This is a genomic window from Alistipes sp. Marseille-P5061, assembly GCF_900290115.1.
Classification (GTDB): Bacteria; Bacteroidota; Bacteroidia; order Bacteroidales; family Rikenellaceae; genus Alistipes; species Alistipes excrementigallinarum.
This window is the reverse complement of sequence record NZ_LT985749.1, coordinates 219,609-244,331: the sequence shown is the minus strand read 5'-3', so window position 1 is coordinate 244,331 and position 24,723 is coordinate 219,609. Positions and strand designations below refer to the sequence as shown.

The window sequence follows — 24,723 nt, the reverse complement described above, 5'->3', positions numbered from 1 at the left end:
CAAGACTGATATGAAATTCAATATGAACAGACGTTTCGCCCTCCTTTCGCTTGCCGCGCTGCTCGCTCTGGGCGGCTGCAGCGAGTGGACCGACATGGAGAGCGTGACCATCAAGGAGCCCCAGGTGGAGAAGAGCGAGGCCTACATGCAGGCCATCCGCGACTACAAGGCTTCGGAACACAAGGTGCTCATCGGCTGGTTCGACAACGTGGCCCTTCCGGGCGACCGCTCCCAGCATCTGACCGTGCTGCCCGACAGCATCGACATCGTCGTGCTGCAGCACCCCGAACTCATCACGGAGGCTCTGGCCGCCGAGGCGGCCGAAATCCGCACTCGGATGGGTACGCGGACGCTCTGTAGCGTCAGCTTCGCCGAGCTCGAGGCGGCCTTCGAGGCGCAGCAGCAGACGACCCCCGCGGCCGACGAGAGCGGTGAAGAGGGCGGAGACGAGGGCTCCGGCCAGGAGGGTGGCGATGGCGGCGATGAGGGCGGCGAACAGCCTCAGGAGCCCGCAGCCGACGCCTTCACGCTCTTCTGCAACGATTACGTGGCCCGCGTCATGGCGCTCTGCGATACGTGGGCGCTCGACGGCGTGAGCGTCGCCTACGACGGCCGCAGCACCACGCAGATGCCCGACGCGGAGAAGGAGAGCTACCTCTCCCGCCAGCAGGCCTTCCTTGCGGCCGTGGCCGCATGGCGCACCGCCCATCCCGACCGGATGCTGCTCTTCGAGGGAACGCCCCAGTACCTGGCCGACGCCTCGCTGCTCGAGGGGTGCGACTACATCATCCTTAAGATGTTCACGCAGACGACCGTTGCCGACCTCGACCGTGCGCTCCGTCTGGCGCTTACCGACAACGTCCCCTCGGACCGGATTGTCATCGGCGTGGAGTCGTGGCCGCTCGATGCGGCGGACACCAAGACCGGCCGCTTCCAGACCGAGGAGGGCAAGGAGGGGCGTGCCGTCATCGAGGTGGCCCGCTGGATGAATCGCTACGACGCCGGCTGCTCGAAGTCGGGCCTGGCGGTGAACCATCTCCAGTACGACTATTTCAACCCCTATCGCATTTACCAATATACGCGTGAGGCCATCGGTCTGATGAACTACGCGCCCAAAACCACTACCGAATTATGACGTCGAACCGCATATTCATGACTTTAGCCTTCGCCGCCGCTGCGCTTCTGGCCGGCGGATGCGCGAACGAGGACCTCAACGAGCACCACTTCGACAACCGGCTCTACCTCGACGGTGAGTCGACCGTCACCACGCTGCTGCTCAAGAAGGATGTCCCCTCCTATACGGTGCAGCTGATGGCTGCCATGGCCCTGCCCGAGTCGCAGGCCGTCGAGGTGGAGTTCGCGGCCGACCCGTCGCTGGTCGACCACTACAACCTCGCCTACGGAGCCGAGGCCGTCGCGCTGCCCGCCGAGAACTACACGCTCTCGGCCACCGAGTCGGTCATCGGCGCGGGAAGCGTCGCCTCGGTGCCCGTCGAGCTCTCCTTCACGGGGCTTGACGTGCTGCCCGGCCAGCAGCTCTACGTGCTGCCCGTCACCATCGTGCGTGCCACGGTGCCCGTACTCGAGAGCCGCCGCACGTTCTACTACCTCTTCCGCGAGGGTGCGCTCATCAACGTCGTGGGCGAAATGGAGAAAAACTACCTCGACGTCAACTGGGTCAATGCCGACGTGGTGAACAACCTCACGGCGATGACCGTCGAGGCGCTGGTCTACGCCCGGGACTTCGACCGCGAAATCTCGACGCTGATGGGCATCGAGGGGAAGTTCCTGCTGCGCTTCGGCGACGCTACCTACAACCCCGGACAGCTGCAGGTGGTCAACGGCAGCACCAAGTTCCCCGACAAGGATGACTCGAAGGCGATTCCCACCAACGAGTGGGTTCACATCGCCGTGACCTACCAGTCGACGGGCGAGATTTGCATCTACGTCAACGGCGTGCTGCAGTCCGAGGGCAAGTGCGGCAGCGGTGCGGTGAACTGGGGCACCTACGTTCCGCCCTACCTGGAGACCGCCAGCAAGCGCGGCTTCCACATCGGCTACTCCTACACCGACGAGCGCTACTTTGCCGGCAACCTCTCGGAGGTGCGCATCTGGAACCGCGTGCTGAGCGCCGATGAAATCAACGCGACCAACCACTTCTACTGGGTAGACCCGGCCAGCGACGGACTGGTGGCCTACTGGAAATTCGACGACGGCGAGGGCAACACCGTCCGCGACCACAGCGGCAACGGCAACGACGCCCGCTCGTTCGCCACGATGGAGTGGAAGCAGGTCGAGCTGCCCCGGACCGATAAATAACCCCTAAAACGAATCAACCCATGAACATACTGCATAAATTAGCCGCCGGATGCCTGCTCGGATGCTGGGCCTTCGCGGCGGTCTCCTGCACCGACGACATCTCGATTCCGGGCTCGGAGCAGAACGGAGGCGCGGCCGGTGAGCAAGGAATCGAAGCCTACCTCCAGAGCGAGAGCGGCAAGAGCGAAACGACGGTCGAGCTGCGCGGCCAGGCCGTGCGGAGCACCGTACGGCTGGGTCTGACCCACGTGGCCGGCCGTGCCGTGGATGCCACGCTGCGTGTGGCGCCCGAGCTGGTGGAGGCCTACAACGAGGAGCATGAGACCTCGTTCGAACTCTTCCCCGAGAGCCAGGTTTCGCTCGAGGAGAACGGAGCCGTGCTGATTGGCCCCGAGGATGTCTTCTCGGACTACATGGCCCTCAACCTCATGCCGGGCGAGGGTGCGGTCGAGGGGCAGACCTACCTGCTGCCCGTCTCCTTCGACGTCAAGACCGCGGGCATTGCCCCGGCCGCCGACCGCAAGGCGCTCTATCTGCTGGTGAAGGTCTCGGGCGCGCGTCCCGATACGACCAAGCCGGGCGGCTTTACGATGGTCTCCTACTTCGAGGTCAACGACATGAACCCGCTCAACGCCGTGAACTACTTCCTGGCCGACAGCGGCAAACCCTTCTTCGACATCGTCAACATCTTTGCGGCGAACATCAACTACGACGCCGCGAGCGGCCGTGCCTACGTCCACTTCAACGACAACGTCGCCCACCTGCTGGCCAATCGCGACAAGTACATCGCGCCGCTGCAGGCACTCGGCATCCGCGTCTGCCTGACGATTCTGGGCAACCACGACCGCATCGGCGTGGCCAACCTCTCGGCCGAGGGCGCGCGCGAGTTCGCCCGCGAGCTGCGCGTGGTGGTCGACACCTACGGGCTGGACGGTGTCGACTTCGACGACGAGTGGAGCGACTACCCCTCGCGTGCGGACGAAGCTCCGGGCTTCCTCGTCCCCTCGTCGGAGCTCTACGGCCGTCTGCTCATCGAGACGCGCCGCGTGATGCCCGACAAGCTGGTGACGCTCTACGCCTACGGCCACACCTCGTTCTACAACCCGATTGACGGCAAGCGCATCGGCGAGGTGGTCGACTATGCATGGAACAGCTCCTACCTCTACGCCGACTACAACTCGATGAAGAACTTCCTGGGGCTGATGCCCGGGCAGTGGGGGCCCTATTCCATCTGCCTGAACCCCGATTCCGACCAGTACACGGGCGACTCGCTTTCCGATGCGGAGATTCAGAAGCTGCACGAGGGTGGCTACGGCGTGATGGTGTGGTACGACCTGCGCACCGACAAGCGCCAGAGCTACGTGGGGCGCTTCTCGCAGGTGTCGAGCGTGGTCTACGGCGAGCAGACCGTCAAGCGCGGATATGATTACGGCAAGGATTGGTAACGAAAAGCGTATTTGGAACAATGAAAAGAATGATGATAGCGTTTGCAGCGGCGACGATGCTGTTGGCCGGCTGCAGCGAGGAGAATACCGAAGCGCCGGTAACGCCCGAGGTGACCGACTGGATTGAGGTCACGGGCGGCGAACAGGAGCCGCTCCCGGCCGCCGGCACCGAGTTCGCGGTGACGGTCAAGAGCAGCGGCGACTGGCGGCTGGCCGGCAGGAAGGAGTGGTGCCGCCCCGATGTGACGGAGGGCGCGGCGGGTGCCGAGGTGCACTTCACCGTCGACGAGAACACCGGCTACGAGGCCCGCAGCGTGGTCTACACCTTCATGAGCGGCGGCAAGTCGTGCAAGATGACCGTCAGCCAGGAAGGCGGCGTGGTGGTCGAGGCCGACAAGGACCGCTACGAGGTGGCATCGGCCGGCGGCGAGTTCCGCATCCGCATCGATGCGAACGTGGCCCTGACTTGGGAGCTCGACCCGTCGTGCAGCGACTGGGTGAGCGACACGACCCCCGTTTCGCGTGCCGGCATGCCCGAGCGTTCGTACATCTATCTGACCGTGGCCGAGAATACGACCTATGCGGCCCGCGAAGGTCTGCTGCGCGTGACGGGCGAGGGCGGCCAGACGCGTGAGATTACCGTGGCCCAGCTGCAGAACGATGCGATTCTGGTCGACGCCGACACCTATCCGGTCGAGCCCGAGGGTGGCGTCATTACCGTCCAGGTCGACGCCAACGTCGACTATACGGTCGAGATTCCCGCCGAGGCTGCCTCGTGGTGCCGCCATACGTCGAGCGAGGAGTCGGCGGGGGAGGGTCCCCTGCGCCGTACGGTCGAGACCTTCGAGGTCGACGAAGCCTCGATGACGCGCAACGCCGTGGTGGTGCTGCGTGCGGTCGAGGGGGGTGCGACGGCCAACGTGAACATCTCGCAGATTGTCGAGTCGGACGCTCCGATTGTCGACGTGCCCGATGAGGCCTTCCGCAACTTCCTGCTCCAGAAGGGCTATGTCGTGGCGGCCGACGGCACGAAGTGCCAGCTCACGGATGCCGGCATGGAGCTCCAGGAGATGGATTGCAGCGGTCTGAAGATTGAGTCCCTGAAGGGTATCGAGGGCTTCACGGAGCTCGTCTCGCTCAACTTCACCAACAACATGGTCAAGGAGGTCGACCTCTCGGCCAACACGAAGCTGAGCGACCTGAAGTTCGAGACCAACCCCGTCGAGCTGATGAACCTGGGCGATGCGCCGGTGATGCTGGTCGACATCTCGGGAACGAAGCTCCAGGTCGGCGAGAAGTGGTGGGAGATGGTCTATCCGCCGAAGTTCACCCTCATCAGCTCGCAGCCGCTCGAGGTGAAGGCCGGCGACAACTGCGTCTGCACGAAGTTCGACATGACGCAGGTGCCCAACCTCAAGCGCATCGACGTTTCGTACATTACCTATGCAGGTTATATTCTCTACCTGAAGCGGGGCGTGCACTCCGAGGATGTGGTTTACCGCGGCACGACGTCGTCCGTGGAAATCGTGTGGGTGGATTGATGGTGTTTCGACCCGATTTGCAGGGTGCGGGCGTTCGGTCTTCGGCCGGACGCCCGCTCTTTTTCCGGCGGCGGGGCCGGAGGTTTAAAAGAGCCAGAGAATCTCCTCCGCGCCGCGGGCCGGGCGCCCTTCCACGCGGCCGGGCTTGTCTCGGGGCGCCAGTCCGGCCCCCGCCGAGCCGTAGCGCAGCTTGAGGCTCTCGACCAGCCGCTCGGGGACACCCATCGTCCGGATGTCGCGGTTGATGGCCGTAGCACCCATCGGGATGCAAGCGATGTAGCGCACCACGTTGTGGTANTTTTCCGGCGGCGGGGCGCGGGGTGGCGGCACTGCGGAATCGTTGCGTAATGTCCCGGCCGAATGTGTGAAACTCCCGAATTTTTTGTATCTTTGTCCCCGGATTTTATCCCCACAAACCTACATCCTTTAGACCTGAATGAAACCGGTACATGCCCAATCCACGAAACACTCGCCTCTGGCGTGGGTTCCGACTCTTTACTTTGCCATGGGCCTCCCGTTCGTGGTGCTCAACATGGTCTCGGCGGTGATGTTCAAGGACCTTGAAATCTCCGACGCGCAGATTGCCTTCTGGACCTCGCTCATCATGTGGCCCTGGACCATCAAGTTCCTCTGGAGCCCCTTCCTCGAGATTTTCCGCAACAAGAAGTTCTTCGTCGTGCTGACGCAGCTGGCCAGCGGCGTGCTCTTCGGCGTGGGTGCGCTGGCGCTCCACCTGCCGTCGTTCTTCGCCATCACGATTGCCATCTTCGCCGTCATCGCCTTCAGCGGCGCGACGCACGACATCGCGGCCGACGGCGTCTACATGTCGGAGCTCTCGACGCAGGACCAGGCCAAGTACATCGGCTGGCAGGGGGCCTTCTACAACCTGGCCAAGTTGGTGGCCACGGGCGGACTGGTCTGGTTCGCCGGCTGGCTCTTCAACCGCTTCGCCCCCGATGCCGCGAGCGACGTGGCGGCCTACCGCCATGCGTGGACCATCGTGCTGGTGATTCTGGGCGCCATCATGGTCGCCGCCGGCCTGTGGCACATCCGCGTGCTGCCGCTGGGCGGCGCCCCCGCTTCGGGCGCACACTCGCTGCGCGAGGGGCTCGACGGCCTGCGGGAGGTCATCACCTCGTTCTTCGCCAAGCGCCACATCTGGTACTACATCGCCTTCATCATCCTCTACCGTCTGGGCGAGGGCTTCGTGATGAAGATTGTCCCCCTCTTCCTCAAGGCCGACACCTCGATTGGCGGTCTTGGGCTGAGCAACCAGCAAATCGGCCTCTACTACGGCTCGTTCGGCGCCGGCGCCTTCCTGCTGGGCTCGCTGCTGGCCGGATACTTCATCGCGGGCCGCGGCCTGAAGCGGACGCTCTTCACGCTCTGCTGCATCTTCAACATCCCCTTTGCGGTCTATGCGCTGCTGGCACTCTTCCAGCCCTCGTCGATGTGGCTGGTGGGCGGCGGCATCGTCCTGGAGTACTTCGGTTACGGCTTCGGCTTCGTGGGCCTCACGCTCTTCATGATGCAGCAGGTGGCCCCGGGCAAGCACCAGATGGCCCACTACGCCTTCGCCTCGGGCATCATGAACCTCTCGGTGATGGTCACCGGCATGGCCTCGGGCTTCCTGAGCGACCTGTTGGGCTACAAGTTCTTCTTCATCGCCGTGATGTTCGCCACCATTCCGGCCTTCCTCATCACGTGGTTCGTCCCCTTCACCCACCCCGACGGCAAGGAGGTTTCGTCGAGCGAGCTGAACGAGGAGCTGAAGAACGACTGATGAGTCAGGCGACACGATTCGAAAAAATGAAAAGATAACCAATAAACAAGCGTAAATTCATGAACAGCAATCTGAAAATCGCAGGTCCGGCGCTTCCGGACATGCCGTGGGAGGAGCGTCCCGCCGGCTCGAAAGAGGTGCTCTGGCGCTATTCGGCCAACCCGATTATCCCGCGCAACCTGCTTTCGACCTCGAACAGCATCTTCAACTCGGCGGTCGTTCCCTTCAAGAACGGCAAGTACAACTATGCGGGCGTCTTCCGCTGCGACGACACCAACCGCCGGATGCGGATTCACGTCGGCTTCTCGGTCAACGGCATCGACTGGGACATCGAGGAGGAGGATTTCCACCTCGAGGGTGCCGACCCCGAAGTGGGGGAGTGGGTCTACGGCTATGACCCGCGTGTGGCCAAAATCGACGACAAGTACTACGTGACGTGGTGCAACGGCTACCACGGCCCCACCATCGGCGTGGCCTGGACGACCGACTTCAAGACCTTCCACCAGCTGGAGAACGCCTTCCTGCCCTACAACCGCAACGGCGTGATGTTCCCCCGCAAGATTAACGGCAAGTTCGCCATGCTGTCGCGTCCGAGCGACACGGGCCACACCCCCTTCGGCGACATCTTCTACTCCGAAAGCCCCGACATGGAGTACTGGGGACACCACCGCCACGTGATGTCGCCCGCCGCATTCGAGGTGAGCGCCTGGCAGTGCATGAAAATCGGTGCGGGCCCCATCCCCATCGAGACCTCGGAGGGGTGGCTGCTCTTCTACCACGGCGTGCTGCGCTCGTGCAACGGCTATGTCTACGCCTTCGGCTCGGCGCTGCTCGACCTCGACCAGCCCTGGAAGGTGCTGGCCCGCAGCGGCCCGTATCTGATTACGCCGCAGATGCCCTACGAGTGCATGGGCGACGTGCCCAACGTCACCTTCCCCTGCGCGGCGCTGCATGACCCCGAGACGGGCCGCGTGGCCGTCTACTACGGCTGCGCCGACACGGTGACGGGCCTGGCATTCGGCTACATCCCCGAAATCATCGAATTTACGAAGAAGAACTCAATCCTGTAGGCCGATGAAACGGACGCTTTGGCTCGCGGCGCTGGCGGCAACGCTTGCCGTTGCCCCCCTTGCGGCGCAGGAACCGGCCGACTACGTCAATCCGTTCATCGGTACGACCAACTTCGGTACGACCAACCCCGGCGCGGTCTGCCCTAACGGCCTGATGTCGGTGGCCCCCTTCAACGTGATGGGCTCCGATATGAACCGCTACGACAAGGACGCGCGCTGGTGGTCGACGCCCTACGAGTACTACAACAAGTTCTTCACCGGCTTTTCGCACGTGAACCTCAGCGGCGTGGGATGCCCCGAGATGGGCTCCCTGCTGCTGATGGCCACCTCGGGCCCGCTCGATGTGGACTACCACAACTACGGCAGCACCTATTCGCGCGAGACGGCCTCGCCGGGCTACTACTCCAACTTCCTGGACAAGTACGGCATCCTGGCCGAGGTATCGGCCACGCTGCGCAGCGGCGTGACGCGCTTCACCTTCCCGGCCGGCGAGAGCCACATCCTGCTCAACCTGGGCGAGGGTCTGACCAACGAGTCGGGTGCCTTCGTACGCCGCGTGAGCGATACGGAAATCGAGGGGACGAAGCTGCTGGGCACCTTCTGCTACAATCCGCAGGCGGTCTTCCCGATTTACTTCGTCATGCGTGTCAACAAGCGTCCCGAGGCGGTCGGCTACTGGAAGATGCAGCCCCCGAAGCAGGGCGTCGAGGCCGAGTGGGACAAGGACAGCGGTCGCTACAAGCTCTATACGCGCTATGCGAAGGAGCTGGCCGGTGACGACATCGGCGTGTGGTTCACCTACCGGACGACCGAGGGCGAGCAAATCGAGGTGCAGATGGGCGTCTCGTTCGTCTCGATGGAGAACGCCCGCATGAACCTCGACGCCGAGCAGCAGGGCAAGGACTTCGACGCCGTGCGCGCCGAGGCGCGTGCGCGCTGGAACGACGACCTGGGCCGCATCCGTGTCGAGGGCGGTACGCGCGAGCAGCGCGAGGTCTTCTACACGGGTCTTTACCATGCGCTCATCCACCCCAATCTGCTGCAGGACGTCAACGGCGAGTACCCCGTCATGGAGAGCTCCGAAATCCGCACCGTGAAGGGCAACCGCTATACGGTCTTCTCGCTGTGGGACACCTACCGCAACGTGCACCAGCTCCTGACGCTGGTCTACCCCGAGCGTCAGATTGAGATGGTCCGCTCGATGGTCGACATCTACAAGGAGTGGGGCTGGATGCCCAAGTGGGAGCTCTACGGCCGCGAGACCTTCACCATGGAGGGCGACCCGGCCATTCCGGTCATCGTCGACACCTGGATGAAGGGGCTGCGCGACTTCGACGTGGAGAGCGCCTACGAGGCCTTCATCAAGTCGGCGACCACGCCCGGAGCCGAAAACCGGCTGCGTCCCGACATCGACCCCTACATCGAGCGGGGCTACGTGCCGCTGGGCTTCTATGCCAAGGACCTGGCCGGCGACGCCTCCGTGTCGCATGCCCTGGAGTACTACATCGCCGATTATGCCCTCTCGCGTCTGGCCGACTCGCTGGGCCGCAAGGAGGATGCCCGCCTCTTCCGCGAGCGTTCGCTGGGCTACCGCCACTACTACGACAAGGAGTACGGAACGCTGCGCCCCATCACGCTCGAGGGGCGGTTCCTCACCCCCTTCGACCCGAAGGCGGGCGAGAACTTCACCGCAGCGCCGGGCTTCCACGAGGGTTCGGCCTGGAACTACACCTTCTACGTGCCGCACGACGTCGAGGGGCTGGCGCGACTGATGGGCGGCAAGCGCAAGTTCGTCGACAAGCTCCAGATGGTCTTCGACACGGGCCTCTACGACCCGGCCAACGAGCCCGACATCGCCTATCCCTACCTCTTCAGCTACTTCAAGGGAGAGGAGTGGCGTACGCAGCGCGAGGTGCGCCGTCTGACGGCGAAGTACTTCACCACCGAGCCCGACGGCATCCCCGGCAACGACGATACGGGAACAATGTCGACGTGGGCTGTCTTCTCGATGATGGGCCTCTATCCCGACTGTCCGGGCGAGCCCTACTATACGCTCACCTCGCCCGTCTTCGACAAGGTGACCATCCGCCTCGACCCGCGCTTCTACGGGCGCGACGAGCTGGTCATCCAGACGCGCGACAACGCTCCCGACAACATCTACATCCGCTCGATGTCGCTGGGCGGCAAACCGCTTCGCAAGTACCGCATCAGCCACGAGGAGCTGCTGCGGGGCGGTACGCTGACCTTCGACCTCAGCAACGAGCACCGTTAAGATTGTTTTTATAACCCCAAACCATCCCCATAGACCATGAAACTCAGAACCATTTTCACCATAGGCGCGGCAATAGCGGCGGTCGCCTGCGGCAAGGCTCCCCAGAGCGAGTCGCTGACGCAGTGGGTCGACATGCGCATCGGCACGGGCGGCCACGGCCACGTCTTCATGGGCGCCAACGTCCCCTTTGGCGCCGTACAGCTCGGTCCCACCAGCATTCCCCAGACGTGGGACTGGTGCTCGGGCTACCACGTATCCGACACGACGGTCATCGGATTCTCGCACACGCACCTGAGCGGTACGGGCATCGGCGACCTGTTCGACGTGACGGTGATGCCCGTCATCGGCGAGGTGACCTACGCCCGCGGAACGGAGGATGAGCCGCAGTCGGGCCTCTGGTCCTACTTCAGCCATGCCGACGAGGTGGCCCGCCCGGGCTACTACCGCACGCGCCTGCTGCGCTACGGTATCGACGCCGAGCTGACGGCGACCAACCGCGTGGGCCTGCACCGCTACACCTTCCCCGCATCGGACGAGGCGGCCGTGGTCATCGACCTGGAGAACGGCGGCTGCTGGGACAAGGCTACCGAGACCCACATGGAGGCCGAGGGCGACCGCGTCGTGACGGGCTACCGCTACTCGACGGGCTGGGCCAAGGACCAGAAAATCTACTTTGCGGCCGAATTCTCGAAGCCCTTCACCTCGTTCGAGCTCAAGGGTGAGAACAACATGTACGGCCGTGCCTCGTTCGCAACCACCGAGGGTGAGGAGCTGCTGCTCAAGGTGGCTATCTCGCCCGTCTCGGTCGAGAATGCGAAGGAGAACCTCGCCGCCGAGCTGCCGGGCTGGGACTTCGAGGCCACGGCACAGGCTGCCGATGCGGCCTGGAACGACGAGCTGGGCCGTGTGCGCATCGAGACGGCCGATTCGTCGGCCCGCCGGATTTTCTATACGGCGCTCTACCATACGATGATTGTCCCCTCGACCTTCTGCGACGTGAACGGCGACTACCGCGGCGCCGACGGCAAGACGTACAACGCCGAGGGTGCGCACATCTATACGACCTTCTCGCTGTGGGACACCTACCGTGCCGCACAGCCGCTCATGACGCTCATCCATCCGGACCGTATGCAGGACATCGCCGCAACGATGGTCGACATCTACAAGCAGCAGGGCAAGCTGCCCGTATGGCACCTGGTGGGCAACGAGACCGACTGCATGGTGGGCAATCCGGGCATCTGCGCGCTGGCCGACGCCGTGCTGAAGGGCTACGTGCCGAACCGTGAGGAGGCCTACGAGGCGCTGAAGGCCTCGGCGATGGTTCCCGAGCGGGGTATGGACCTGCGCATGCAGTACGGCTACATCCCCTGCGACCTCTACAACGAGGCGGTGGCCTTCGACCTCGAATATGCCATTGCCGACTGGTCGGTGGCCCAGGTGGCCCGCGAGCTGGGCAAGGAGGAGGACTACGCCTACTTCCTCGACCGTAGCAAGTCGTACCGCCACCTGTTCGACCCCGAGACGCACTTCCTGCGCGGCCGCGACTCGAAGGGTGGCTGGCGTACGCCGTTTGACCCCTTCTCGGCCATCCACCGCGGCGACGACTACTGCGAGGGCAACGCCTGGCAGTATACGTGGCTGGTGCCCCACGACGTCGAGGGTCTGATTGAGCGCTTCGGCTCTAAGGAGGCCTTCACCGCCAAGCTCGACTCGCTCTTCACGGTCAGCTCGGAGCTCGCCGGCGCCGCATCGCCCGACATCTCGGGCCTCATCGGACAGTATGCCCACGGCAACGAGCCGAGCCACCACGTGCTCTACTTCTATACGATGATTGGCCAGCCCTGGAAGACGGCCGACAAGGTGCGCGAGGTGCTCACGACGCTCTACCACGACCAGCCCGACGGACTCTCGGGCAACGAGGACGCGGGTCAGATGTCGGCGTGGTACATCCTCTCGTCGCTGGGCATGTATCAGGTTGAGCCGGCCGGCGGCCGCTACTTCTTCGGTTCGCCGCTCTTCGACCGTGCCGAGCTGAAGGTGCGCGACGGCTTGCTGACAATCGTGGCCCACAACAACTCGGCCGAGAACCGCTACATCCAGAGCGTCCGGTTCAACGGCGAGGAGTACGACAAGCCCTGCATCGACTTCGAGTCGCTGGCGCGGGGCGGTGTGCTGGAGTTCGAGATGGGCTCCGAGCCGAAGGTATGGTATGAACTCTGAATGAACGCTAAACGAATCGACATCTGCCGATGAAAATCATCTTCTGGGCACTTTCGGTGCTCGCAATGGCTGCAACCTCCTGCTGCGCTCCGTCGCGGAGCGCGGAGGAGGTTGTCCGCCCTTCGGAGCATGTCTCGACGCTCGTCGGGACGCAGTCCGACTATTCGCTGTCGGCCGGCAACACCTATCCGGCCATCGCCCTGCCGTGGGGCATGAACTTCTGGACGCCCCAGACGGGCCGCATGGGTGACGGGTGGACCTACACCTACGGGGCCCATACGCTCCGGGGCTTCAAGCAGACGCACCAGCCCTCGCCGTGGATGAACGACTACGGCCAGTTCGCGGTGATGCCCGTGCGCGGCAACGACAAACTGGACGAGGAGTCGCGCCAGAGCTGGTTCTCGCACCAGTCCGAGCAGGCGCGTCCCTACTACTACTCGGTCTACCTGGCCGACCACGACGTCAAGGCCGAGGTGGCCCCCACCGAGCGGGCCGCCATCCTGCGCTTTACCTTCCCCGAATCGGAGGAGTCGGGCGTGGTGGTCGACGCCTTCGACCGCGGGTCGAGCATCGAGATGGTCGACGACCACACGCTGGCCGGCTATACGACGCGCAACAGCGGCGGCGTGCCCGACAACTTCCGCAACTACTTCGTCCTGCGCTTCGACAAGCCCTTCTCGGGCATCGAGCTGACCGACTCGCCGTCGGACTACAAGGCGGGCAGCCGCGTGCTCTATCCCGAGGGCGGCAAGCGCGTCGAGGGGGAGCATGCCGTGGCCAAGGTGCACTTCGCCACGCGGCGCGGCGAGCAGGTCAACGTGCGCGTCGCCTCGTCGTTCATCTCCCCCGAGCAGGCCGTGCGCAACCTTGAGAGCGAGCTGGGCAGTGACGACTTCGAGACGGTGACGGCCAAGGCGCAGCAGCGCTGGGACGACGTCCTGGGCCGCATTCGCGTCGAGGGGGGCAGCGACGAGCAGATGCGCACCTTCTATTCGTGCCTCTACCGCTCGACGCTCTTCCCGCGCAAGTTCTACGAAATCGACGCCGCGGGGAATCCCGTCCACTACAGCCCCTACAACGGCGAGGTGCGTCCGGGTTATCTCTACACCGATACCGGCTTCTGGGATACGTTCCGCTGCCTCTTCCCGCTGCTCAACCTGGTCTACCCCTCGGTCAACGCCGAGATTCAGGCCGGACTGGCCAACGTGGCGCGCGAGAATGCGCTGCTGCCCGAGTGGGCGAGCCCGGGCCACCGCGGCTGCATGGTGGGCAACAACTCCGCTTCGGTGGTAGCCGATGCCGTGGTCAAGGGCATCGTTACCGACTCGGCCGACCTGGCGAAGCTCTACGAGGCGATGGTCTACGCCACGGAGCATGTCCATCCCGAGGTCTCGTCGTCGGGCCGCTGGGGCCATGAGTACTACAACGAGCTGGGATACGTCCCCTACGACGTCAACATCCCGGAGAACGTGGCCCGCACGCTCGAGTACGCCTACGACGACTGGTGCATCCTCCAGACGGCCAAGCGGCTGGGCCGCCCGGCCGAGGAGCAGGAGCGTTGGGCGCTGCGTGCGAAGAACTACCGCAACGTCTTCGACCCCGAGACGCACCTCATGCGCGGCCGCAACGCCGACGGCTCGTTCCAGAGCCCCTTCAGCCCCTACAAGTGGGGCGACGCCTTCACCGAGGGCAACGCCTGGCACTACACCTGGTCGGTGTTCCACGACGTGGAGGGGCTCGCGCGGCTGATGGGCGGCCACGAGGCCTTTGCGCGGATGCTCGACTCGGTCTTCGTCGTTCCGCCCGTCTACGACGACAGCTACTACGGCTTCCGGATTCACGAAATCACGGAGATGCAGGTGGCCAACATGGGCAACTACGCCCACGGCAACCAGCCGGCGCAGCACATGATTTACCTCTACAACTACGCCGGCCAGCCCTGGAAGGCGCAGTGGTGGACGCGTGAGGTGATGGACCGTCTCTATTCGGCCCGTCCCGACGGCTATTGCGGCGACGAGGACAACGGACAGACGTCGGCCTGGTACGTCTTCTCGGCGCTGGGCTTCTATCCCGTCTGCCCCGCCTCGGACGAGTACGTTATCGGCTCGCCCCTCTTCCCGCGGGCGACCGTCACGCTGGAGAACGGCGCGCAGCTGGTCATCGAGGCCGAAGGAAACGGCCCTGCCCGCCGCTACATCGCCTCGGCCGAGCTCAACGGGAAGCCCTACGGGCACAACTTCCTCCGCCATTCGGAGCTGGAGCGGGGGGCGCGGCTGCACTTCACGATGTCCGAAGAGCCCGTCACCACGCGCGGAACGGCCGAGGAGGACGCTCCCTACTCGTTCAGCCGCGAAAATTGTCGATAATTTGTCGATAGAATCTGTGCCGTTATTTTGAAAGTTGTCCGGAAAACCGTACTTTTGTAACGTTGTTTTGACCATTGACAGGTTTATCCGGACGAATTCATGACACGAATCGGCAATAACGACCGGCGAGGGCGCAGGAGACGACAGGGCGGCAGCTCTGTTCTTCACTCTCGGGTGCACCGGATTGACCGGACCACGAGCGCAGCGGGGCAGGAGCGGCAAGCGGCCTGCACTCTGTGCGAATAGATAGGACCGCCATGACAGATATGTTGTGGCGGTCTGTCTTTGTATCTCCCGGCCCTGTTCCCGGGTCGGAGCGCCGCCGAAGGGGCGCACGACCGGGAGGCGTGCCGGGCTTTGGAGTTGATTTACAGATAAAAACAGATAAACTATGAAGGTCGGAGTTATTATGGGTTCGACGAGCGACTACGAGGTGATGGCCGATGCCGTGGCCATGCTCGAGCAGTTCGGCGTCGAGTACGAGAAGCGGGTGGTGAGCGCTCACCGTACGCCCGATTTGCTGTGCGAATATGCCAAGACGGCCCGCAGCCGCGGTCTGGGCGTCATCATCGCCGGAGCGGGCGGTGCGGCCCATCTGCCGGGCATGGTCGCCGCGATGACGACGCTGCCGGTGGTGGGCGTGCCCGTGAAGTCGCGCGCGCTCAACGGTCTGGACTCGCTGCTCTCCATCGTGCAGATGCCGGCGGGTGTGCCTGTGGCCACGACGGCCATCAACGGCGCGAAGAATGCGGCGCTGATGGCCGTCTCGATTCTGGCGCTGCAGGACGCCGCACTGGCCGAAAAGCTCGAGGCCTTCCGCGCCAGGCAGACGGCCGACGTGCTGCGTGCCGAACTCTGAATTGGCGGGGCGGAGCTCCGTGCGGAGTCCGCTTCCGTGCTGACAACCATTTGTAAATGAACGAAATGAAAACCATAGGAATCATCGGCGGCGGACAGCTGGGGCTGATGATTGCCCAGCAGGCCCACCTGCTCGGGGCGCGCGTCGTCTGCCTCGACCCGGCGGCCGATGCCCCGGCCTTCGCCTGCTGCGACGACCGCATCGTGGGGCGTTTCGATGACCCGCAGGCGGTCGAGGAGCTCTGCCGCCGTGCCGACGTGGTGACCTACGAGTTCGAGAACGTGCCGGGCGACATCCTCATCCCGCTGGTCGAGCGCTACAACATCCCGCAGGGATACCATCCGCTCTACGACTCGCAGGACCGCCTGCGCGAGAAGGAGAATGCCCGCCGGAACGGGTTGCTCACGCCGCGCTACGAGGCGGTCGACGACGAGGCCTCGCTGCGTGCGGCCGTCGCATCGCTCGGGCTTCCGGCCGTGCTGAAGACCCGCACGCTGGGCTACGACGGCCACGGTCAGGCGGTGCTGCGCACCGAGGAGGATATCCGCCGGGCGCTGCCCATGCTCTCGGTACCCTGCATTCTGGAGGAGTTCGTCCCCTTCGACTACGAGGCCAGCATCGTGATGGTCGCCGACGCGGAGCGGGTGGTGAGCTTCCCCGTGGGGCGCAACGTCCACCGCGACGGCATTCTGGACCTCTGCTTCGTGCCGGCCGAGATGTCGGCCGAGCTGCTCGGGCGCATGAAGCGGCTCAGCGCCGAGTTCATGCGGCGGTGCGGCTATGAGGGCATCCTCGCCATCGAGTACTTCATCCGCGACGGCGAGTTCTACTTCAACGAGATGGCGCCGCGGCCCCACAACAGCGGACACTATACGATTGAGGGGTGTACGACCAACCAGTTCCGCGAGCTGGCCCGCTACCTGCTGGGCCTGCCGCTGGAGGAGCCCCGGCTGGTCGCCCCGACGGTCATGAAGAACATCCTGGGCCAGGACCTCGAGGCGGCGCAGCGCATTGCGGCCGAGGACCATGACGGGGTCTACGTCCACATCTACGGCAAGACGGAGAGCCGCCCCAAGCGCAAGATGGGCCACATCACCTTCGTGGGGATGACCCCCGAGCGCTACGACCGGGAGTGGCGCGACCGCTTCGTGCGGTAGTCGGCCGCGAAGAGCGAGGAAAAAAGAAACAAAAGAGCATACATGAAAACGTCCAATTACCGAATTTTCGTCGAGAAGCGTCCCCGCTTCCGCGTCGAGGCGGAGAGCCTCCGCCGCGAGCTGAACGACAACCTGAATCTGCACATCGCCGAGCTGCGGCTGCTGAACATCTACGATTTGTTCGGCTTCACGGAGGAGCTGCTCGAGAAGAGCCGCTACCGCGTCTTCGGCGAGGTGGTGACCGACACGGTGAGCGATTCATGCGACCTGGAGGGGCGCAAGTACATCGCCGTGGAGTTCCTTCCCGGCCAGTTCGACCAGCGCGCCGCGTCGGCCATCGACTGCGTGCGGCTGATTGACCCCTCGGCCCAGGTCAACATCCGTTCGGCCAAGCTGCTGCTCTTCGACAACGGCGTGACCGACGAGGAGCTGGCCCGCATCCGCCACTACTACATCAACGCCGTCGAGTCGCGCGAGAAGGACCTCAGCCGTCTGACCGACCTCGAGCATGCCGAGGTGAAGCCCGTGCCGGAGCTCGAAGGCTTCCGCCAGATGGGCGAGGAGGAGCTGGAGCCCTACTGCAAGCGCTACGGCCTGGCGATGAACGCCGACGACCTGCGCGAGGTGGTCAACTACTTCCGCCGCGAGGGCCGCGACCCCTATGAAACCGAACTCAGGATTCTCGATACCTACTGGAGCGACCACTGCCGCCACACCACCTTCACGACCCACCTCGAGGATATCTCGGTCGAGGAGTCGTTCGTGCGGGGCGACATCGAGGAGTCGCTCGCGCTCTACCTGCGCATCCGCCGCGAACTGGGCCGCGAGCAGAAGAGCATCTGCCTGATGGACCTGGCCACCATCGGCGCCCGCTACCTGCGCAAGCACGGGCTGCTGGACGACCTCGAGGTGAGCGACGAGAACAACGCCTGCTCGGTCTATGTCGACGTCGACGTCGACGGACGCACGGAGCGCTGGCTGCTGCAGTTCAAGAACGAAACCCACAACCACCCGACCGAAATCGAGCCCTTCGGCGGTGCGTCGACCTGTCTGGGCGGCGCCATCCGCGACCCGCTGTCGGGCCGCAGCTACGTCTACCAGGCGATGCGCGTGACGGGTGCGGGCAACATCTACCAGAAGGTGAGCGACACGCTGCCGGGTAAGCTGCCGCAGCGGGTCATCACCCACAAGGCCGCGGCCGGTTACTCGAGCTACGGCAACCAGATTGGTCTGGCCACGACCCACGTGCGCGAAATCTATCACGAGGGCTATGTGGCCAAGCGCCTCGAGGTGGGCGCCGTGGTGGGCGCCGTCAAGGCCGAGTCGGTGCGCCGCGAGAAGCCGCAGCCGGGCGACGTCATCCTGATGCTGGGCGGCCGTACGGGCCGTGACGGCATCGGCGGAGCGACCGGCTCGTCGAAGGAGCACAACGCCAAGTCGCTCGAGACGTGCGGCAGCGAGGTGCAGAAGGGCAACGCCCCCGAGGAGCGCAAGCTCGAGCGGCTCTTCCGCCGTCCCGAGGTGACGCGCCTCATCAAGAAGTCGAACGACTTCGGCGCCGGCGGCGTCAGCGTCGCCATCGGCGAGCTGGCCGACGGACTGGACATCCACCTCGACCGCGTGCGGGTGAAGTACAGCGGTCTGAATGCGACGGAGCTGGCCATCAGCGAGTCGCAGGAGCGCATGGCCGTGGTGGTCGAGGCGAAGGATGCCGAGGAGTTCATGAAGTACTGTCGCGAGGAGAACATCGAGGTGGTGCAGGTGGCCGAGGTGACCGACACGGAGCGCATGCGGATGTACAACGGCGACCGTCTGGTGGTCGACCTCTCGCGCGAATTCATCGACAGCGCCGGCGCCCGGCACTATGCCCAGGCGCGCATCGGCCGCGTCGAGCAGCGCGACCCCTTCCGCCGCGAGCTGCCTGGTGCGACGCTCGCCGAGAAGATGGCCGCCAATCTGAGCGACGACAACGTCCTCTCGCAGCGGGGCCTCATCGAGATGTTCGACTCGACGATTGGCCGCTCGACGGTGCTCATGCCCTTCGGCGGCCGGACGCAGGGGAGCGAGACGCAGGTCTCGGTGCAGAAGCTCCCGACCGACGGCTACACCGATACGGCCAGCATCATGGCCTTCGGCTACAACCCCTTCCTGGCATCGTGGAGCCCCTACCACGGGGCGGCCTATGCCGTGGTTGAGGCTGCGGCGAAGGTGGTGGCCGCAGGTGCGCGCTACAACCGGATGCGCTACTCCTACCAGGAGTATTTCGAACGCATGACCAAGAACCCGACCTCGTGGGGCAAGCCGCTCGGCGCGCTGCTCGGCGCGCTGCGCATGCAGGTGGAGCTGGGGCTCCCCTCCATCGGCGGCAAGGACTCCATGTCGGGAACCTTCCAGGATATCAACGTGCCCCCGATGCTGATGGCCTTCGGCATCACGACGGTCAACGCCGGGCAGGTCATCTCGACCGACTTCAAGCGGCCGGGCAGCCGCCTCTACCTCGTGCGCCACACGCCGCGCGCAAGCTACATGCCCTATACGGAGCAGCTCAAGGCCAACTTCGGCTTCGTGAGCGACTGCATCGAGCGGGGCGACATCCTCTCGGCCTGGTCGGTGGGCTTCGGCGGCGTTGCCGAGGGTCTGGCCAAGATGGCCTTCGGCAACCGCATCGGTGCGCAGGTGAAGATGGACGAGCATGCGCTCTTCGACTACGCCTACGGCTCGATTCTGGTCGAGAGCGCCGTCGAGCTGGACTACCCCTCGGCCGAGCTGCTGGGTGAGACCGTCGCCGACGAGGCGCTGATTGTCAACGGTGTGCGCATGCCGCTCGACGAGCTCTACCGCGCCAACACCGAGAAGTTCGCCACCATCTATCCCGACAAGGGCGAGAACCACGCCGAGGTGGTCGAGACCACGCCCGAGCGCCGCGTGTTCCACTACGAAGGCGAGGCGGTCGAGCATCCGGTGGCCTATCTGCCGGTCTTCCCCGGTACGAACTGCGACTACGATACGGCCAAGGCCTTCCGTCTGGCGGGCGCCGAGGTGACGACGAGCGTGCTCTGCAACCTCGAGGGCGACGACATCCTGCGCTCGATTCAGCAGATGAAGGAGCACATCTCCCGCTGCCACATCCTGGTGCTCAGCGGCGGCTTCTCGGCCGGCGACGAGCCCGACGGCAGCGGCAAGTTCATCGTCAACGTGCTGAACAACGCCGAAATCGCCGCCGAGATTCATGCGCTGCTCGACCGCGGCGGCCTGATTCTGGGCATCTGCAACGGCTTCCAGGCGCTGGTCAAGTCGGGACTGCTTCCCTACGGCCGTCTGGGCATGGTGAACGACTCCTCGCCGACGCTCTTCCGCAACGACATCAACCGCCACGTCTCGCAGATTGTCACGACGCGCGTGGCGTCGCTCAACTCGCCCTGGCTGGCCGGCTTCGAACTGGGCGAACTGCACTCGATTGCCGTCAGCCACGGCGAGGGCAAGTTCGTGGTGAGCGACGAGCTGGCGCAGGAGCTCTTCGACAACGGGCAGGTGGCCTTCCAGTATGCCGACTCCGAGGGTCGCGCCACGGCCGAGGCTCCCTGCAACCCCAACGGCTCGAACTTCGCCATCGAGGGCCTCATCTCGCGTGACGGCCAGATTCTGGGCAAGATGGGCCACACGGAGCGCTGGGAGGAGAACCTCTACAAGAACATTGCGGGCAACCGCGAGCAGGCCATCTTCCGCAATGCGGTGAACTACTTCCGCAAGCGGTAGAGGGCGCCGTGAACCCCGGAATTCAAGCAGTATAAGCAACAAACACAAGATACAGAATACAAACCATGCAAAAGCTCGAAAAGTTTTACGACGGCAAGGCCAAGCAGGTGTTCAGCACGGACGACCCGGAGTATGTCATCATCCACTATACGGATGCGGCTACGGCGTTCAACAACATCAAGAAGGCCACCATCGTGAACAAGGGCATTCTGAACAACGCCATCTCGGCACTCATCTTCGAGCAGCTCGCCCGGGCGGGCGTCGAAACCCACTACGTCCGCACGCTCAACGAACGCGAGCAGCTGTGCCGCCGCGTCGAGATTATCCCGCTCGAGGTCATCGTCCGCAACGTCATCGCAGGGTCGATGGCGCAGCGGCTCGGCATCGAGGAGGGGACGCGGCCGTCGAACGTGATTTACGACATCTGCTACAAGCGCGACGAGCTGGGCGACCCGCTCATCAACGACCACCACGCCGTGGCGCTGGGGCTGGTGACCTACGAGGAGCTGGACCGCATCTACCGGATGACGGCCCGCATCAACGAGGTTTTGAAGGAGCTCTTCGCCCGCATCAACATCACCCTGGTCGATTTCAAAATCGAGTTCGGCCGCACCTCCGACGGGCGGATTATCCTGGCCGACGAGATTTCGCCCGACACCTGCCGCCTGTGGGACATGACGACCGGCGAGCGTCTGGACAAGGACCGCTTCCGCCGCGACCTGGGCCGTGTGCGCGAGGCCTATGAGGAGATTCTCAACCGACTGAAAAAAATCTGTGCCTGACATGATAGAGAAGATTCAAGAGCGCGAGTTGCACGAGGAGTGCGGCGTCTTCGGTGTCTACGGGGTGCCCAATGCGGCCTCGCTGACCTACTACGGACTCCACGCCCTGCAGCACCGCGGGCAGGAGGGCGCCGGCATCGTGGCCGTCGACGCCGGGAAGAACTTCCGCCGCATCAAGGGAGCCGGACTGGTGACCGAGGTCTTCGACGAGGCGAAGCTCGCCACCCTGCGCGGCAGCATGGCCATCGGCCACGTGCGCTATGCGACCACGGGCGGCGGCGGTGCGGAGAACATCCAGCCCTTCCTCTTCCGCCACAACTCGGGCGACTTCGCCCTGGCGCACAACGGCAACATCGTCAACTCGCAGCTGCTGCGCGAGTACCTCGAGAACAAGGGAAGCCTCTTCCAGTCGACCTCCGACAGCGAGATTCTGGCCCACCTCATCAAGAAGGAGACCCGCTACCACGACCGTCCGCGCATCTACTCGATTATCGATGCGCTGAACATGCTCGAAGGGGCCTTCGCCTTCCTGATTATGACGGGCAACCGCATCTATGCCTGCCGCGACAAGTACGGACTGCGCCCCCTCTCGATTGGACGGCTGGGCGAGGGCTACGTGCTCAGCAGCGAGACCTGCGCCTTCGACGTCATCGGCGCCGAGTTCGTGCGCGACGTCGAGCCGGGCGAAATCGTCACCATCGACGAGAAGGGGATTCGCAGCAGCGACTACTCGATGTACAAGCGCCACGAGATGTGCGCGATGGAGTACATCTACTTCGCGCGCCCCGACAGCGACATTGAGGGGTGCAACGTCCACGCCTACCGCAAGGAGTCGGGACGTCTGCTCTTCCGCGAGGCGCCCGCCGTGGCCGACATCGTGGTGGGAGTCCCCGATTCGAGCCTCAGTGCCGCGATGGGCTATGCCGAGGCGAGCGGACTGCCCTACGAGATGGGGCTCATCAAGAACAAGTACATCGGCCGCACCTTCATCCAGCCCTCGCAGGAGCTGCGCGAGAAGGGCGTGCGGATGAAGCTCTCGGCCGTGCGGACCATCGTGCGCGGCAAGCGCGTGGTGTTGGTCGACGACTCGATTGTGCGCGGCACCACCTCGCGGCGCATCGTGGCGATGCTTCGGCAGGCGGGAGCCACCGAGGTGCATGTCCGCATCGCCAGCCCCGCGATGACGAACCCCTGCTTCTACGGGGTCGACACCTCGACCTACGACGAGCTCATCTCGGCCCGCAAGAACTGCGCGGAGGTCTGCGCCGAAATCGGGGCCGACTCGCTCTCCTTCCTCTCGCCCGAGTCGGTGCTCAAGGCCGGCAACCGCAAGGAGCTCTGCATGGCCTGCTTCACGGGGCACTATCCCACGGCGCTCTACAGCCGTGTGGAGGAGGCCAACAAGGATGGCAAATAGCCTCGCAGAGACAGATAAGAAGAATTGAAGTAAGAACCTTAAAAACAATAGAATTTCATGGCTCAATCCTATGAAAAGGCCGGCGTGAATCTCGAAGCCGGATACGAAGTGGTGCGGCGCATCAAGAAGCATGTGGCATCGACCTCGCGCCCGGGTACGATGGGTAATATCGGCGCCTTCGGCGGTATGTTCGACCTGGCGTCGCTCGGCGTGAAGGAACCCGTGCTGGTCAGCGGCACGGACGGCGTGGGCACGAAGCTCAAACTGGCTTTCGAAATGGACAAACACGACACAATCGGCATCGACGCCGTGGCGATGTGCGTCAACGACGTGCTGGCCCAGGGTGCCGAACCGCTGCTCTTCCTCGACTATGTGGCCGTGGGGCACAACGAACCCCGTAAAATCGAGGCCATCGTAGCGGGTGTGGCCGAAGGGTGCCGTCAGGCGGGTGCCGCTCTGGTGGGCGGCGAGACGGCCGAGATGCCGGGCATGTATGCAGCCGGCGAGTACGACATCGCGGGCTTCACGGTCGGCGTGGTCGAGAAGTCGAAGCTCATCGACGGCTCGAAGGTCAAGGTGGGCGACGTGCTGGTGGGCATCGCCTCGAGCGGCGTGCACTCGAACGGCTTCAGCCTCGTGCGCAAGATTGTGGCCGACAACGGCTTCGACCTCCACAAGGTCTACCCCGAGCTGTCGCACAACCTGCTGGGCGAGGTGCTGCTCACGCCGACGAAAATCTATGTGAAGCAGGTGCTCGAGGTGATTCGCAACTGCGATGTCCACGGCATCAGCCACATCACGGGCGGCGGCTTCGACGAGAACATTCCCCGCATCCTGCACGACGGCCAGGGTCTCGACATCGAGGAGGGCACGTGGGAGATTCTCCCCGTCTTCCGCTTCCTCGAGAAGTACGGCAAGGTGCCTCACCGCGAGATGTTCAACATCTTCAACATGGGTATCGGCATGGTCATCGCCCTCGACTCTTCGGAGGCGCAGCGTGCCATCGACATCCTGACGGCCGCAGGCGAGAAGGCCTCGGTCATCGGCCGCGTGACCGACACCGAAGGGGTCGTCATCCGTTAGTGCCATGAAGCGACGGATTGCGGTATTCGCCAGCGGCAACGGCTCCAACTTCGAGGCCATCGCCACGGCGTGCGATACGGGCGAGCTGCAGGCCGAGGTGGCGCTGATGGTCTGCGACCGGCCCGGAGCGCCGGTCGTGGAGCGGGCTGCCGCCCACGGCGTCGAGAGCTACGTCTTTGCCCCCCGCGAGTTCGCCTCGAAGGCCGACTTCGAGCGCGAGATTGTGCGGCGGCTCGACGAGACGGGCGTCGAACTGGTCTGCCTGGCGGGCTACATGCGCATCGTGGGACCGACGCTGCTCGGGGCCTACGAAGGGCGCATCATCAACCTCCACCCCTCGCTGCTCCCCTCCTTCCGCGGAGCGCACGCCATCGAACAGGCGCTCGACTACGGCGTCAAGGTCTTCGGCGTGACGATTCACTGGGTCGATGCGACGCTCGACGGCGGGCGCATCATCGCGCAGCGCGCCTTTGGCTACGAGGGGCATGATTTGGAGGAACTCGAGGCGATGATTCACTGTGTGGAGCACCCGCTCTATATCGAGACCATCGCCCGGCTGCTCGACGGCGGACTCCGGGACCGGGGACCGGCTGCGGGGGCCGCGGAGGAAAAGAAACAGGAACAACCAACACAAACAAACGATAAACAATAAG

At 64.3% G+C, this 24,723-nt stretch carries 17 protein-coding genes; 16 read left to right on the top strand and 1 reads right to left on the bottom strand.

Annotated features, from left to right (window positions below):
• Positions 1–10 precede the first annotated feature (10 nt).
• Genes C8267_RS04910 through C8267_RS04895 form a run of 4 tightly spaced genes read left to right on the top strand, consistent with a single transcriptional unit; the run spans position 11 to position 5,305 of the window.
• A complete protein-coding gene (locus C8267_RS04910; RefSeq protein WP_106633888.1) occupies positions 11–1,135 on the top strand; it encodes a glycoside hydrolase family 18 in 1,125 nt (374 codons plus the stop codon).
• The gene (locus C8267_RS04905; RefSeq protein ID WP_234025697.1) at positions 1,132–2,319 is read left to right on the top strand and encodes a DUF1735 and LamG domain-containing protein; all 1,188 of its coding nucleotides are present in this window, start codon (positions 1,132–1,134) and stop codon (positions 2,317–2,319) included. Before C8267_RS04910 ends, C8267_RS04905 begins: the two co-directional genes overlap by 4 nt.
• A gap of 20 nt (positions 2,320–2,339) precedes the next feature.
• Positions 2,340–3,764: a BT_3987 domain-containing protein gene (locus C8267_RS04900; RefSeq protein WP_106633887.1), complete on the top strand. Its 1,425-nt coding sequence runs from the start codon at positions 2,340–2,342 to the stop codon at positions 3,762–3,764.
• 20 nt (positions 3,765–3,784) lie between these two features.
• Positions 3,785–5,305, top strand: a complete 1,521-nt coding sequence (locus tag C8267_RS04895; protein WP_106633886.1) for a BACON domain-containing protein — start codon at positions 3,785–3,787, stop codon at positions 5,303–5,305.
• A gap of 84 nt (positions 5,306–5,389) precedes the next feature.
• On the opposite strand, the gene C8267_RS04890 is transcribed toward C8267_RS04895, so the two are convergent.
• Positions 5,390–5,590: a cell division protein FtsA gene (locus C8267_RS04890; RefSeq protein WP_234025696.1), complete on the bottom strand. Its 201-nt coding sequence runs from the start codon at positions 5,588–5,590 to the stop codon at positions 5,390–5,392.
• Positions 5,591–5,741: 151 nt separating this feature from the next.
• On the opposite strand from C8267_RS04890, the gene C8267_RS04885 reads away from it, so the two are divergent.
• The 12 genes from C8267_RS04885 (at position 5,742) to purN (ending at position 24,722) form a co-directional block, all read left to right on the top strand.
• Positions 5,742–7,088 carry an MFS transporter gene (locus C8267_RS04885; RefSeq protein ID WP_087361458.1) on the top strand — a complete coding sequence of 449 codons (1,347 nt, stop codon included), beginning with the start codon at positions 5,742–5,744 and terminating at the stop codon, positions 7,086–7,088.
• Between the two features lie 59 nt (positions 7,089–7,147).
• Positions 7,148–8,158: a glycoside hydrolase family 130 protein gene (locus C8267_RS04880; RefSeq protein ID WP_087361456.1), complete on the top strand. Its 1,011-nt coding sequence runs from the start codon at positions 7,148–7,150 to the stop codon at positions 8,156–8,158.
• A gap of 4 nt (positions 8,159–8,162) precedes the next feature.
• Positions 8,163–10,430, top strand: coding sequence for a GH92 family glycosyl hydrolase (locus C8267_RS04875; protein WP_106633885.1), 2,268 nt, complete (start codon positions 8,163–8,165; stop codon positions 10,428–10,430).
• A 36-nt stretch (positions 10,431–10,466) separates the two neighbouring features.
• Entirely contained in the window at positions 10,467–12,650 is a 2,184-nt protein-coding gene (locus C8267_RS04870) for a GH92 family glycosyl hydrolase (protein WP_106633884.1), read from the top strand.
• 29 nt (positions 12,651–12,679) lie between these two features.
• On the top strand, positions 12,680–15,016 hold the full coding sequence (locus C8267_RS04865; protein ID WP_106633883.1) for a GH92 family glycosyl hydrolase: 2,337 nt from the start codon (positions 12,680–12,682) through the stop codon (positions 15,014–15,016).
• A 391-nt stretch (positions 15,017–15,407) separates the two neighbouring features.
• A complete protein-coding gene (purE, locus tag C8267_RS04860) occupies positions 15,408–15,875 on the top strand; it encodes a 5-(carboxyamino)imidazole ribonucleotide mutase (RefSeq protein ID WP_087361448.1) in 468 nt (155 codons plus the stop codon).
• Between the two features lie 65 nt (positions 15,876–15,940).
• Complete coding sequence (gene purK / locus C8267_RS04855) at positions 15,941–17,032, top strand: 5-(carboxyamino)imidazole ribonucleotide synthase (protein WP_106634167.1); 1,092 nt, start codon at positions 15,941–15,943, stop codon at positions 17,030–17,032.
• 42 nt (positions 17,033–17,074) lie between these two features.
• Positions 17,075–20,788 (top strand): phosphoribosylformylglycinamidine synthase, encoded by a 3,714-nt coding sequence (locus C8267_RS04850; protein WP_106633882.1) that lies wholly within the window; start codon positions 17,075–17,077, stop codon positions 20,786–20,788.
• Positions 20,789–20,853: 65 nt separating this feature from the next.
• Complete coding sequence (gene purC, locus C8267_RS04845; RefSeq protein WP_106633881.1) at positions 20,854–21,570, top strand: phosphoribosylaminoimidazolesuccinocarboxamide synthase; 717 nt, start codon at positions 20,854–20,856, stop codon at positions 21,568–21,570.
• A gap of 1 nt (position 21,571) precedes the next feature.
• Entirely contained in the window at positions 21,572–22,987 is a 1,416-nt protein-coding gene (gene purF / locus C8267_RS04840) for an amidophosphoribosyltransferase (protein WP_087361442.1), read from the top strand.
• Positions 22,988–23,044: 57 nt separating this feature from the next.
• The gene (gene purM / locus C8267_RS04835; RefSeq protein ID WP_106633880.1) at positions 23,045–24,070 is read left to right on the top strand and encodes a phosphoribosylformylglycinamidine cyclo-ligase; all 1,026 of its coding nucleotides are present in this window, start codon (positions 23,045–23,047) and stop codon (positions 24,068–24,070) included.
• A 4-nt stretch (positions 24,071–24,074) separates the two neighbouring features.
• A complete protein-coding gene (gene purN, locus C8267_RS04830) occupies positions 24,075–24,722 on the top strand; it encodes a phosphoribosylglycinamide formyltransferase (protein ID WP_106633879.1) in 648 nt (215 codons plus the stop codon).
• Position 24,723 lies beyond the last annotated feature (1 nt).

Excerpts from the sequence above, each read along its gene's own strand:
- C8267_RS04910 (WP_106633888.1), top strand. The coding sequence starts at position 11 with ATGAAATTCAATATGAACAGACGTTTCGCCCTCCTTTCGCTTGCCGCG.
- C8267_RS04905 (WP_234025697.1), top strand. The coding sequence starts at position 1,132 with ATGACGTCGAACCGCATATTCATGACTTTAGCCTTCGCCGCCGCTGCG.
- C8267_RS04900 (WP_106633887.1), top strand. The coding sequence starts at position 2,340 with ATGAACATACTGCATAAATTAGCCGCCGGATGCCTGCTCGGATGCTGG.
- C8267_RS04895 (WP_106633886.1), top strand. The coding sequence starts at position 3,785 with ATGAAAAGAATGATGATAGCGTTTGCAGCGGCGACGATGCTGTTGGCC.
- C8267_RS04885 (WP_087361458.1), top strand. The coding sequence starts at position 5,742 with ATGAAACCGGTACATGCCCAATCCACGAAACACTCGCCTCTGGCGTGG.
- C8267_RS04880 (WP_087361456.1), top strand. The coding sequence starts at position 7,148 with ATGAACAGCAATCTGAAAATCGCAGGTCCGGCGCTTCCGGACATGCCG.
- C8267_RS04875 (WP_106633885.1), top strand. The coding sequence starts at position 8,163 with ATGAAACGGACGCTTTGGCTCGCGGCGCTGGCGGCAACGCTTGCCGTT.
- C8267_RS04870 (WP_106633884.1), top strand. The coding sequence starts at position 10,467 with ATGAAACTCAGAACCATTTTCACCATAGGCGCGGCAATAGCGGCGGTC.
- C8267_RS04865 (WP_106633883.1), top strand. The coding sequence starts at position 12,680 with ATGAAAATCATCTTCTGGGCACTTTCGGTGCTCGCAATGGCTGCAACC.
- purE (WP_087361448.1), top strand. The coding sequence starts at position 15,408 with ATGAAGGTCGGAGTTATTATGGGTTCGACGAGCGACTACGAGGTGATG.
- purK (WP_106634167.1), top strand. The coding sequence starts at position 15,941 with ATGAAAACCATAGGAATCATCGGCGGCGGACAGCTGGGGCTGATGATT.
- C8267_RS04850 (WP_106633882.1), top strand. The coding sequence starts at position 17,075 with ATGAAAACGTCCAATTACCGAATTTTCGTCGAGAAGCGTCCCCGCTTC.
- purC (WP_106633881.1), top strand. The coding sequence starts at position 20,854 with ATGCAAAAGCTCGAAAAGTTTTACGACGGCAAGGCCAAGCAGGTGTTC.
- purF (WP_087361442.1), top strand. The coding sequence starts at position 21,572 with ATGATAGAGAAGATTCAAGAGCGCGAGTTGCACGAGGAGTGCGGCGTC.
- purM (WP_106633880.1), top strand. The coding sequence starts at position 23,045 with ATGGCTCAATCCTATGAAAAGGCCGGCGTGAATCTCGAAGCCGGATAC.
- purN (WP_106633879.1), top strand. The coding sequence starts at position 24,075 with ATGAAGCGACGGATTGCGGTATTCGCCAGCGGCAACGGCTCCAACTTC.